Origin of the sequence: Streptomyces sp. NPDC006335 (genome assembly GCF_040612795.1) — a bacterium.
Taxonomy (GTDB): Bacteria; Actinomycetota; Actinomycetes; order Streptomycetales; family Streptomycetaceae; genus Streptomyces.
The window spans coordinates 52,510-64,703 of record NZ_JBEXQX010000028.1 but is presented as its reverse complement, the minus strand read 5'-3'; the positions used below and the strand labels follow the sequence as shown (position 1 = coordinate 64,703).

Annotated in this window: 10 protein-coding genes; 3 read left to right on the top strand and 7 right to left on the bottom strand. The window is 71.5% G+C overall.

The window, feature by feature from the left end:
• Positions 1–99: 99 nt before the first annotated feature.
• From ABZ098_RS42170 to ABZ098_RS42145, 6 genes are all read right to left on the bottom strand, one after another.
• On the bottom strand, positions 100–933 hold the full coding sequence (locus ABZ098_RS42170; RefSeq protein WP_356599875.1) for a siderophore-interacting protein: 834 nt from the start codon (positions 931–933) through the stop codon (positions 100–102).
• A 34-nt stretch (positions 934–967) separates the two neighbouring features.
• Positions 968–2,014 (bottom strand): ABC transporter substrate-binding protein, encoded by a 1,047-nt coding sequence (locus ABZ098_RS42165; protein WP_356599873.1) that lies wholly within the window; start codon positions 2,012–2,014, stop codon positions 968–970.
• A gap of 130 nt (positions 2,015–2,144) precedes the next feature.
• A complete protein-coding gene (locus tag ABZ098_RS42160) occupies positions 2,145–3,305 on the bottom strand; it encodes an acyl-CoA dehydrogenase family protein (protein ID WP_356599871.1) in 1,161 nt (386 codons plus the stop codon).
• A gap of 7 nt (positions 3,306–3,312) precedes the next feature.
• The gene (locus tag ABZ098_RS42155) at positions 3,313–4,233 is read right to left on the bottom strand and encodes a hydroxymethylglutaryl-CoA lyase (RefSeq protein ID WP_356599869.1); all 921 of its coding nucleotides are present in this window, start codon (positions 4,231–4,233) and stop codon (positions 3,313–3,315) included.
• Positions 4,230–6,158: a biotin carboxylase N-terminal domain-containing protein gene (locus tag ABZ098_RS42150; protein WP_356599867.1), complete on the bottom strand. Its 1,929-nt coding sequence runs from the start codon at positions 6,156–6,158 to the stop codon at positions 4,230–4,232. Before ABZ098_RS42150 ends, ABZ098_RS42155 begins: the two co-directional genes overlap by 4 nt.
• A 6-nt stretch (positions 6,159–6,164) precedes the next feature.
• Complete coding sequence (locus ABZ098_RS42145; RefSeq protein ID WP_356599865.1) at positions 6,165–7,781, bottom strand: carboxyl transferase domain-containing protein; 1,617 nt, start codon at positions 7,779–7,781, stop codon at positions 6,165–6,167.
• Positions 7,782–7,878: 97 nt separating this feature from the next.
• Here ABZ098_RS42145 and ABZ098_RS42140 point away from each other — a divergent pair, with 97 nt between their 5' ends.
• From ABZ098_RS42140 to ABZ098_RS42130, 3 genes are all read left to right on the top strand, one after another.
• Positions 7,879–8,472: a TetR/AcrR family transcriptional regulator gene (locus ABZ098_RS42140; protein WP_356599863.1), complete on the top strand. Its 594-nt coding sequence runs from the start codon at positions 7,879–7,881 to the stop codon at positions 8,470–8,472.
• Positions 8,473–8,580: 108 nt separating this feature from the next.
• The gene (locus ABZ098_RS42135) at positions 8,581–9,738 is read left to right on the top strand and encodes an acyl-CoA dehydrogenase family protein (protein WP_053848864.1); all 1,158 of its coding nucleotides are present in this window, start codon (positions 8,581–8,583) and stop codon (positions 9,736–9,738) included.
• A 34-nt stretch (positions 9,739–9,772) separates the two neighbouring features.
• The gene (locus ABZ098_RS42130) at positions 9,773–10,645 is read left to right on the top strand and encodes an acyl-CoA thioesterase II (protein WP_356599861.1); all 873 of its coding nucleotides are present in this window, start codon (positions 9,773–9,775) and stop codon (positions 10,643–10,645) included.
• Positions 10,646–11,365: 720 nt separating this feature from the next.
• Here ABZ098_RS42130 and ABZ098_RS42125 read toward each other — a convergent pair.
• Positions 11,366–12,154: a phosphatase gene (locus ABZ098_RS42125; RefSeq protein ID WP_356599859.1), complete on the bottom strand. Its 789-nt coding sequence runs from the start codon at positions 12,152–12,154 to the stop codon at positions 11,366–11,368.
• Positions 12,155–12,194 lie beyond the last annotated feature (40 nt).

Here is a 12,194-nt window from a genome sequence, read left to right as displayed (position 1 = left end):
AGCGGGGCGGGTAACCCGGGCTTCAACTTAGGTAAGCCTAACCTAATTAACGCGAGGGAAAACCAGCCCCACCCGTGACCGGCGTCACGTCGACGGGAGTTACTCCGCCGCCCGCAGCTGCTCCTCGGTCATGCCCTGCCGCCAGTACCCGACGAAGGTGACCCTGCGGCGGTCGATCCCGCGTTCGCGCACGAAGTGTCGCCGCAGTTCCTTGACGCACCCCGATTCGCCCGCGATCCAGACGTACGGCCGCTCGGCGTGGGGGAGTCGGGCATCGCGGAGGGCGCCGAACGCCATGGGGGAGCACTCGGCGCCGGTCTCGCCCGCGACGAGCCAGGTGATCTCGGCGTCGGCCTCGGTAGCGAGGTCCTGGATGTCCCCGGCGTCCCGCACCTCCAGCCAGACGCGGGCGCGCTGTCCCGCGGGCAGGGCTTCGAGGATCGCCGAGACGGCGGGGAGCGCGGTCTCGTCGCCCCACAGCAGGACGAGGTCGGTGTCCTCGGGCGGCCGGAACCGGATCGCCCGGTTGTCGGCGACGGCCGGCCCGAGCAGCTGGACCCGGTCGCCCGCGCGGGCGCGCGCCGCCCACCGGGAGGCGGGTCCGGCGGGCTCGTGCAGCACGAAGTCGATGTCGATCTCGTCGGGATCGCGGCGCAGGCCCCGGAGGGTGTACGACCGCATCACGGCCCGCACCTCGTCCGGCTGCTCGCGCCAGGCCTGCCACCAGCCGTCCCCGAACTCGACGGGGACCGCGGGCTCGGTCCGGCCTTCGGCGGGGAGGAAGAGGGACAGCGACTGGTCGTGCCCGTCGGAGAAGAAGTGCCGGAGATCCTCCCCGGTGAAGGTCACCCGCGCGAGAGACGGCCCGAGCCGCCTCGTCCGCGCGACCTGGAGGGAGAAGAAACGGAACGGGGCGGCTACGGCCGTAGTCATACAGGGCTCCTGAGGCTCAGGAAGACGTAAGGAGTTAGCTGACCTTCTTCGCGGTCTCGATGGCCTTCGCGAGGTTCTCCACCATCGCCACGCACTTGTCGTACGACGGGATCGGCTCGGGGGAACGGGAGATGACCTGGCCCGCCTTCACCGCGGGCAGCTTCTTCCAGGTCGCCTCGGTGATGTCGGCCGGCTGGATCGTCGCCGTGCGGTCGTCCATCATGATGATGTCGGCCTTGTACTTGTCGACGTTCTCCCAGCTCAGCGACTCGTACCAGCCGCCGGAGGCCTTGAGTACGGACGCCGACGGCTCCACGAAGTTCACGCCGAGCGCCTTGAAGTACTCAAGGTCGATGGAGAGGTTGGTGCCGGAGACGTAGAAGACGTCCTGGGCCGCGGACCCGGCGAGCACCTTGATGTCGGGGTGGGCCTTGGCCGCGGCGCGCAGCCGCTCCGACGCCGCCTCGAACCGCTTCTTCGCGTCGGTGACCTTCGCCGCCTTCATGTCGGCGCCGAGGGACTCGGCCAGCTCCCACACCCGCTGGAGGGGCACGGTGATCTGACGGTCGTACACGGAGATCGCCACGCTCGGCGCCAGCTTGGCGATCTTGGAGCCGGAGGCCGCGGGGACGTACCAGAGGGTGCCGGCGCTGTCGAAGGTCGTGCTGATGAGGACCTCGGGCGCGAAGGCCGCGTACTGCTCGACGTTGAACTGGTCCCAGACGTTGCCGAAGACGGTCAGCTTGCTGACGTCCATGTCGCCGGCCTGGACGTCGGCCTTGCCGTCCTTGGTCTTGGTGGGGCCGAAGACGCCCTTGACCTCGATGCCGTAGTCGTACAGCGCGGCGGCGACGCCGACGAAGGCGACGATCTTCGTGGGGACCTTGTCGAGCTTGACGGTCGTGCCGCGGTCGTCCTTGAAGGTCCACGCCCCGGACTTGGCGGCCGTGGTCCCCTTGCCAGAGCCCTCGCTGCTGGAGTCGTCGTCACCGCAGGCCGCGAGCACGGCACCGAGGCCGAGTGCGCCGCCCGCGGCGAGGATGCCACGGCGGGTGAGGTGGGCGGCTCTTGCGTTGGACATGTGTGGCTGCTTTCGAACGGGGCGAAGCGCCCGCCGGACAAGTTCGAACGTAGGTTAGCCTAACCTCACCGAATGTCCAGAGGGCGGGGCTCCGTCCCGCTCCAGCCGTGGGTGCCCTGTGGGCCGCGGCCTAACCAGCCAGGCCCAACTCCCGTGCGATCAGCATCCGCTGGACCTCGCTGGTGCCCTCCCCGATCTCCAGGATCTTGGAGTCGCGCCACATCCGGGCCACCGGGTACTCGTTCATGAAGCCGTAGCCGCCGTGGATCTGGGTGGCGTCGCGGGCGTTGTCCACGGCGATCGTGGAGGAGTAGAGCTTGGCGAGGGCTGCCTCCTTCTTGAAGGGCTCGCCGGAGACCAGCCGCGAGGCCGCGTCCCGCCAGGCGAGGCGGGCGGTGTGGGCCTTCATCTCCATGTCGGCGATCTTGAACTGGATCGCCTGGTTGGCGCCGATGGGCCGCCCGAAGGCCTCCCGCTCCTTCGCGTACTTCACCGACTCGTCCACACAGCCCTGCGCAAGCCCGGTGGCGAGCGCCGCGATGGCGATCCGGCCCTCGTCGAGGATGCGCAGGAACTGGGCGTAGCCGCGGCCCTGTTCGCCCAGCAGGTTCGCCGCCGGGACCCGGACGTCCGAGAAGGACAGCTCACGGGTGTCGGAGGCGTTCCAGCCGACCTTGGAGTACGGCGGGGCGACCGTGAAGCCCGGCGTGCCCGAGGGCACGATGATCGAGGAGATCAACGGCTTGCCGTCGGGCTTGCGCCCGGTGACGGCGGTGACGGTGACCAGCCCCGTGATGTCGGTGCCGGAGTTGGTGATGAAGCACTTGGTGCCGTTGATGACCCATTCGTCGGTGTCCGGGTCCAGGCGGGCCGTCGTCCGCGTGGCCCCCGCGTCGCTGCCGCCGTCCGGCTCGGTCAGTCCGAAGGCGCCCAGGATCTCCCCGGAGCACAGCCGGGGCAGCCACTCGCGCTTCTGCTCCTCGGTGCCGAACAGGTGCAGGGGCATGGCGCCCAGGGAGACGCCGGCCTCCAGGGTGATCGCCACCGACGAGTCCACGCGCGCGAGTTCCTCGAGGACGAGGCCGAGCGCCAGGTAGTCGCCGCCCATCCCGCCGTACTCCTCGGGGAACGGCAGCCCGAACAGGCCCATGCGGCCCATCTCGCGGACGATCTCGTAGGGGAACTCGTGGTGCTCGTAGTACTCGCCGATCTTCGGCGCCACTACGTCGTGGGCGAACTCCTCGACGGTACGGCGGAGTTCTTCCAGCTCGGGGGAGAGACGGTGGTCCATCGGGGGTTCACTCCTGGTGGGAGAGGGCGCGGACGGTGCGGGACGGGCTGGGTCGGCCCAGGTGTTCGGCCATCCAGGCGCTGGTGGCGACGAGACGGCCGAGGTCGACTCCGGTGTCGATGCCGAGGCCCTGAAGCATCCACACGAGGTCCTCGGTGGCGAGGTTGCCGGTGGCGGACTTGGCGTACGGGCAGCCGCCGAGGCCGCCCGCGGAGGCGTCCACGGTGGTGACGCCGTGCTGGAGGGCGGCGTGGGTGTTCGCGAGGGCCTGGCCGTAGGTGTCGTGGAAGTGCACGCCCACCTTCTCGACGGGCACGTCGAGTGCGGTCAGCAGCGCCCGTACGTGCCCCGGGGTCGCCACCCCGATGGTGTCGCCGAGGCTCAGCTCGTCGCAGCCCATGTCGAGCAGGGCGCGGCAGACCTTGACCACCTGGGGGACCGGGACCGCGCCCTCCCACGGGTCGCCGAAGCACATCGACAGATAGCCGCGGACGTGCACGCCCTCCGCCTTCGCCCGGGCGACCACCGGCTCGAACATCTTGAGCGCCTCGTCGACCGTGCGGTTGAGGTTGGCCTTCGCGAAGGACTCGGTGGCGCTGGCGAAGACGGCCACGCGGGTCGCGCCGAGGGCGAGGGCGCGGTCCAGGCCGCGTTCGTTCGGCACGAGCACAGGCAGGTCCACGGACAGATCGCTGACCTGCGGGAACAGCTGCTCCGCGTCGGCGAGTTGGGGAACCCACCTGGGGTGCACGAAGCTCGTCGCCTCGATCGTGGTGAGCCCCGCGTCGGCCAGGCGGCGCACGAACTGAGCCTTGACCTCCGTCGGCACGGTCGACTTCTCGTTCTGCAGGCCGTCGCGGGCACCGACCTCGTGGATGCGGACGCGCGCCGGGAGCCCGGTCTCCGGTACGACCATGGGGAGTGTCATCGCTCTTCCTCCACGGGGGTGATGTCCATGGGGGTGATGACCGCGAGCACCTGGTCCATGGCGACCGTCGTGCCCGGCGTGACGTCCAGCTCGGCGACCGTGCCGGCGTGCGGGGCGGAGATGACGTGCTCCATCTTCATCGCCTCGACGACCAGCAGGCTCTGTCCGGCGGCCACCTCGTCCCCGACGGCCACCTTCACGACGGTCACCGTGCCGGGCATGGGGGCGGTGAGGGAGTCGGCTCCCGCGTGTCCGCTCCGGCTGAGGGACGCGGCCACCGGGTCGTGGTCGCGGACGTGCCAGGCGTCACCGTCGCGGCCGACCCAGTCACCGGCCCGGTGGAAGGTGTGGCGGACGCCGTCGAGGGTGACGGAGACCTGGTCGGCGGTGACGGTGTGGGTGCCGCGGGGGACGTACTCCACCGGGTCCTGCACGCGCAGAGGGAAGCCGACGGGCTTCGGGGTGCCCCCCATCCGCCAGCCGCTCGGCACCGAGAACGGATCGGTCCAGCCGCCGCCTTCCGGCCGCAGCGCTTCGAGCCGTACGGCCGCCGCCGCCTCGTACACCTCCTCCGGTACGTCCGTGGAGACCAGGTCGTCCACCACGCGCTCGACGAGCCCGGTGTCCAACTCGCCCTTCACCACGTCCGGATGGGCGAGGAGTCGGCGCAGGAACCCCGCGTTGGTCTGCACGCCGAGCGTCACCGTCTCCGCGAGGGCCGCCCTCAGCTTCCTGAGCGCGGTCTCCCGGTCCGGGCCGTACGCGATGACCTTGGACAGCATCGGGTCGTAGAGGCTGCCGACCTCGGTGCCCTCGCTGAGCCCGGAGTCCGTACGGACTCCGTCCCCCTGGGGCTCGACGAGCCGCAGGACGGTGCCGCCGGAGGGGAGGAAGCCCTTTGAAGGGTCCTCCGCGCAGACACGTGCCTCGACGGCGTGCCCGGTCAGCCGGACGTCCTCCTGCCCGTACGGCAGTCGCTCGCCGGCCGCCACCCGGAGCTGCCACTCCACCAGGTCCAGGCCGGTGATCAGCTCGGTGACCGGGTGCTCCACCTGGAGACGGGTGTTCATCTCCATGAAGTAGTACGACGACGGATCGTCGCCCGGCACGATGAACTCCACGGTGCCCGCGCCCCGGTAGCCGCAGGAGCGGGCCGCCTCGACCGCCGCCCCGCCCATCGACGCGCGCGTGTCCTCGTCCAGGAGGACGCTGGGCGCCTCCTCGATGATCTTCTGGTGGCGCCGCTGGAGGGAGCACTCGCGCTCGCCCAGGTGGATCACGTTGCCGTGGCCGTCGGCCAGGACCTGGATCTCGATGTGCCGGGGCCGGTCGACCCACCGCTCCACGAGCAGGGTGTCGTCGCCGAACGAGGTGCGGGCCTCGCGGCGGGCGGCGGCGATCTCCTCCTCCAGGACCGTCAGGTCCCGGACCAGCCGCATGCCCTTGCCGCCGCCGCCCGCACTGGGCTTCAGCAGCACCGGGGCACCCAACGCGCGCGCGGCCTCGGCCAGTTCTGGGTCCCGGCCACCGGGGACCACGGGCACTCCGGCCGCCTCCACGGTCTCCTTGGCGCGGATCTTGTCGCCCATGAGGGCGATCGCGTCCGCCGGGGGCCCGATGAAGACCAGCCCGGCGTCGGCGCACGCGCGCGCGAAGGCGGCGTTCTCGGCGAGGAAGCCGTAGCCGGGGTGGACGGCCTGGGCGCCGGTGCGGGCGGCCGCCTCCAGCAGTCGCTCGGCGGACAGATAGCTCTCCGAGGCCGGCGGCGGCCCCAGTCGTACGGCGGTGTCGGCCTCGCGGACGTGCCGGGCGTCGGCGTCGGCGTCGGAGAAGACGGCGACGGAGCGCACGCCCAGGGCCTTGAGCGTGCGGATGACGCGGACCGCGATCTCGCCCCGGTTGGCGACAAGCACTGTGTCAAACATGGGTCCTCACATCCGGAAGACGCCGAACTGGGGGTCGCCCAGCGGCGCGTTGGCGCATGCGGTCAGGGCCAGGCCGAGCACCTGACGGGTGTCGAGCGGGTCGATGACCCCGTCGTCCCAGAGGCGCGCGGTGGCGTAGTAGGCGTTGCCCTGGCGCTCGTACTGGGCGCGGATCGGGTCCTTGAAGGCCTCTTCCTCGTCCGTGGGCCAGTCCTCGCCCCGCGCCTCCAACTGGTCCCGCTTCACGGTCGCGAGGACGGAGGCCGCCTGCTCGCCGCCCATGACGGAGATCTTGGCGTTGGGCCACATCCACAGGAAGCGGGGGGAGTAGGCCCGGCCGCACATCGAGTAGTTGCCCGCGCCGTAGGAACCGCCGACGACCACCGTCAGCTTGGGCACGCGCGTGCAGGCGACCGCGGTCACCATCTTGGCGCCGTGCTTGGCGATGCCGCCGGCCTCGTAGTCCTTGCCGACCATGAAGCCGGAGATGTTCTGGAGGAACAGCAGCGGGATGCCGCGCTGGTCGCACAGCTCGATGAAGTGGGCGCCCTTCTGGGCGGACTCGGAGAACAGGATGCCGTTGTTGGCGACGATCCCGACCGGGTGGCCGTGGATCCGGGCGAAGCCGGTGACCAGGGTCTGCCCGAACTCGGACTTGAACTCGGCGAACCGCGAGCCGTCCGTGATGCGCGCGATGATCTCGCGGACGTCGTAGGGCGTGCGGGAGTCGGTGGGGACGGCGCCGTAGAGGCCGTAGGGGTCGACCTTGGGTTCCACGGCCGGCCGCACCTCCCAGGGTAGCGGCCCGCGTGCGGGAAGGGTCGCGGCGATGTTCCGCACGATCCTCAGCGCGTGGGCGTCGTCCTCGGCGAGGTGGTCGGTGACGCCGGAGACCCGGGAGTGCACCTCGCCGCCGCCGAGCTCCTCCGCGGTGACGACCTCGCCGGTGGCGGCCTTCACCAGCGGGGGGCCGCCGAGAAAGATCGTGCCCTGGTTGCGGACGATCACGGCCTCGTCGCTCATGGCGGGGACGTACGCCCCGCCCGCCGTGCACGACCCGAGCACGGCGGCGATCTGCGGGATGCCCGCGCCGGACATCCGGGCCTGGTTGTAGAAGATCCGCCCGAAGTGCTCGCGGTCCGGGAAGACCTCGTCCTGCATCGGCAGGAAGGCGCCGCCGGAGTCCACCAGGTAGATGCAGGGCAGGCGGTTGTCGAGGGCGACCTCCTGCGCGCGCAGGTGCTTCTTCACCGTCATCGGGTAGTACGTGCCGCCCTTGACGGTGGCGTCATTGGCGACGACCACGCACTCGCGCCCGCTGACCCGCCCGATCCCGGCGATGACCCCGGCCGCCGGGGCCTGTCCGTCGTACATCCCGTCGGCCGCGAGGGGGGCCAGCTCCAGGAAGGGCGAGCCGGGGTCGACAAGCGTGTCCACCCGGTCCCGGGGCAGCAGCTTCCCGCGCGCGGTGTGCCGCTCGCGCGCCCTCTCCCCGCCGCCCAGCCGGGCCGCGGCGAGCTTGTCCCGCAGTTCGTCAACGAGGGCCCGGTGGGCCTCCTCGTTGGCCTTCCAGGCCTCCGACGCGGGGTCCGCCGCGCTCGTCAGCTCGGGTGCCTGATCCATGTCCCGCGGTCCCCTCACCCAGTGATCGCCTGTTAATGAGCGTTAACCATTTCCTTCAGGTTAACGACCGCTAACCTCCCTGTCTAGAATTGCTTCCATGGCCACCAGAACCGACGCCCCCACCCGCCGCGAGCAGATCCTCAAGGAGGCCGCGCGGTTGTTCGCCGAGCGTGGGTTCCACGGTGTGGGCGTGGACGAGATAGGCGCGGCCGTCGGCATCAGTGGCCCCGGCCTCTACCGGCATTTCGCGGGCAAGGACGCGATGCTGGCGGAGCTGCTGGTCGGCATCAGCGGGCAGCTGCTGACCGGCGGCAAGCGGCGGGTCGCCGAGTCGGACGGCGGCGACCCCGAGGCGCTCCTCGACTCCCTGATCGAGGGCCACATCGACTTCGCCCTCGACGACCGCCCCCTCATCACCCTCCACGACCGCGAGCTGGACCGCCTGCGCGACAGCGACCGCAAGCTGGTGCGCCAGCTCCAGCGGCAGTACGTCGAGCTGTGGGTGGAGATCCTGCGCGAGGTCTACCCCGGCCTCGCCGAACCCGCGGCCCGCTCGGCCGTGCACTCCGTCTTCGGCCTCCTGAACTCCACCCCGCACCTGGGCCGCCCCGGCTCCCTCCCGGGCCGCGGCGCCACGGCGGAGTTGCTGCACCGGATGGCCAGGGGGGCGTTCGCGGCCGCGGCGGCGTGACGAGCGTTACGGGATCAGCTCTGGACGCCTCTCCCTACCCGCCGGTACCTTGATGTTCTGAGCAAGCGCTTAGACATGGACCCATTGAGTCAGGTGGAGGTGGCGGCGGTGCGCCGTACGGTGTTCAACGAGGACCACGAGGCGTTCCGGGAGACCCTGCGCGCCTTCATCGAGGCCGAGGTCGTCCCGGTCTACGACGAGTGGTTCCAGGCCGGTCAGGCCCCGCGCGACTTCTACTACAAGCTCGCCGAGCTCGGCATCTTCGGCATCCGCGTGGACGAGGAGTACGGCGGCGCCGGCATCGACTCGTACAAGTTCGAGGCCGTCATGTACGAGGAGACCGCACGCGCGGGCGTGCAGTTCGGCGGCTCCGGCGTACACGTCCTGCTCGGCCTGCCGTACATCAAGATGCTCGCCACCGACGAGCAGAAGAAGCGCTTCCTGCCGAAGTTCGTCACCGGCGAGGAGATGTGGGCCCTCGCGATGACCGAGCCGGGCACCGGCTCCGACCTCGCGGGCATGAAGACCACCGCCAAGCTCTCCGAGGACGGCACGCACTACGTCCTCAACGGCTCCAAGACCTTCATCACCGGTGGCGTCCACGCCGACCGTGTGATCGTCTGCGCCCGCACCTCCGCGCCCACCGCCGAGGACCGCCGCCACGGCATCTCCCTGTTCGCCGTGGACACCAAGTCCGAGGGCTACTCCATCGGCCGCAAGCTGGACAAGCTCGGCCTGAAGACCTCCGACACCGCCGAGCTGGCGTTCGTCGACGTCAAGGTCCCCGTCGAGGACCTCCTCGGCGAGGAGAACAAGGGCTTCTACTACCTCGGCCACAACCTGGCCTCCGAGCGCTGGGGCATCGCCTTCGGCGCCTACGCCCAGGCCAAGGCGGCCGTCCGGTTCGCCAAGGAGTACGTGCAGGACCGCACGGTCTTCGGCAAGCCCGTCGCCTCCTTCCAGAACACCAAGTTCGAACTGGCCGCCTGCCAGGCCGAGGTGGACGCCGCCGAGGCCGTCGCCGACCGCGCCCTGGAGGCCCTGGACGCCGGCGAGCTGACCCCCGCCGAGGCCGCCAGCGCCAAGCTGTTCTGCACCGAGGTCGCCCACCGCGTCATCGACCGCTGCCTCCAGCTGCACGGCGGCTACGGCTTCATGAACGAGTACCCGATCGCCCGCCTGTACGCGGACAACCGCGTCAACCGCATCTACGGCGGCACCAGCGAGATCATGAAGACGATCATCGCGAAGGACATGGGCCTGTAGGCCGGGCGAAATCACCGGCCGGTACAACAGCTCCATGAGCCAGGCACTCCAGTCCCTCCTCGATCTGCTCGACCTCGAGCAGATCGAGGTGGACATCTTCCGCGGCCACTCCCGCCCCGCCGTCGTCCCCCGTGTCTTCGGCGGGCAGGTCGCGGCGCAGGCGCTGGTCGCCGCCGGGCGGACGGTCCCCGAGGACCGGCTCGCCCACTCCCTGCACGCGTACTTCCTGCGCCCCGGCGACCCGGGCGCGCCGATCGTCTACACGGTCGACCGGATGAACGACGGCCGCTCCTTCACCGCGCGCCGCGTGCTCGCGGTCCAGCACGGCCAGCCGATCTTCGCCCTCTCCGCGTCCTTCCAGCGGCACGAGGACGGCTTCGACCACCAGGCCGCCATGCCGACCGCCCCCGACCCGGCGACGCTGCCCACCTCCGCGGACCGGCTGCGCGGCTACGACCATCTCGATCCGACGGTCGTGGAGCGCTTCCTGGAGGCCCGCGAGGCGATCGACCTGCGGTACGTGGAGGAGCCGCCGTTCGGCCAGTTCGGCGAGCCGCGCGAACCGCACTCCCAGGTCTGGTTCCGCACCAACGGCAAGCTGGCCGACGACCCGCTCCTGCACGTCGTCCTCGCCACGTACGTCTCCGACATGACGCTCCTCGACTCGATCCTGCTCGCGCACGGGCGCGGCGGCTGGGCGGTCGGTGACGTCGTCGGGGCCTCGCTGGACCACGCGATGTGGTTCCACCGCCCCTTCCGCGCCGACGAATGGCTCCTGTACGACCAGGAGTCCCCGTCGGCCTCCGGCGGCCGGGGCCTGGGCCAGGCCCGCATCTACACCCAGGACGGCCGCCTGGCCATCTCGGTGATCCAGGAGGGCGTGGTCCGCGCACCACGCGACCGCTGACGAGCCCCGCCGGGCGCGGCGCGCACGCGCCGGACCCTGTGCACCGGTGTCGGGTTGCCGTCTCGCCGTGGGCTGCGGCAGTGCCGGGCCTTGCCCGCTCGCGTTCCGCCGCTGCCGCACCGCACCGGCGCCCGCCTGGAAGCACGCGCCTCGCTGTGCCGGGCCAACGCACCCGGGGCGGCCGTGTCGCCGCCGGCTGCCGATGGGGCGGCCCTCGCGCGCCCGGGTCCCGCCGCCCGGGTCTCGACGCTTGCCGCCGCGCCGACGCCCGCCTTCCGGCCGGGCCGGGCCTCGTGCACCGGTGTCGGGTTGCCGTCTCGCCGTCGGCCGCCGCAGCACCGCGCTACCGCCGTGCGCCACGCGTGCCGGCCCCCGCTCACCCGTGTCCCGCCGCCGCGCCGCACCGCGCCCGCCTCAACGGGTCGGGTGGCCGCCTAGCCGTCAGCTGCCGTCGCCCCACCGTGTGCCTCGCGTGCCGGGCCTCGCGCGCCCGCGTCCCGCCGCCCGGGTCTCGACGCTTGCCGCCGCGCCGACGCCCGCCTTCCGGCCGGGCCGGGCCTCGTGCACCGGTGTCGGGTCGTCCCGTAGTCGCCGGCACTCTTTTACCGCCGGGCCGGTCCGGAGGCGGCCGTGTTCTCGTTGCTTGCCGCCGCGCCCGCGTGCTCCTCGGTACCGCCTGATCCGCCCCGCGCGGTCCCGCGCCGACCCGCCGCCCGGGCTCTAGCGCAGGCCCGCCTCGCCCAGCAGGTACGCCGTCATCGGGTCGTAGTAGCGCGGGCTCACCACGTGGTCGTCGAGGGGGACCGTCACCTGGACCGTGCCCTCCGACTCGCCGACGAACAGGGCGGGGTCGTTGGAGTCGGCGTAGCCCACCGAGTCCACGCCGTGCTGTCCCGCGTAGCCCGCCCAGCCGTGGTCGGCGACGACCAGGTCCGGCAGCGGGCGGCCCTCGCGCTCCAGGGCCGTGAGGATGGCCTTCATCGGTTCACCGGAGTGGGTGTGCCACAGCGTGGCGCCGTGCTCCAGCACCGCCACGTCCGCGAACTGCATGACGTACCCCTCGTCCGTCTGCAACCCGTCCGGGATGACGACGATCTCGCAGCCGGCGGCCCGCAGCGCGGCGGCGGTGGCGTGGTGGACATCGAGCATGCCGCCGGGGTGGCCGGTGGCGAACAGCACCCGCTGCCGCCCGTCCGCCGCCTTGCGCAGCCGGGCCGCCATCCGCTCCAGGGCGCTGACGGTCAGCTCCGGGTCGATGGTGTCCTGGCCGTACCGGTACTCCGGGTCGTCGTTGACACCCACCCGCTCCGCCATCACCGCGAGCACGTCCTGCTCGTCGGTCCACCGGTCCCCGAGCTCCAGACCCAGCCAGTAGTGGCGGTTGCCGTTCGCGAGCTGGCGGTAGTGGGAGAGGTTGTTCTCCCGCGGGGTGGCCACCTCGCCCGCGATACGGGTCCTCACAAGGTGGTCGACGAGCTCGGCGCGGCTGGGTGTCCCGGGTATCGGCATGTCTCCCATTCTGAGGCACGCCTTCACGGGACCGCCTCGC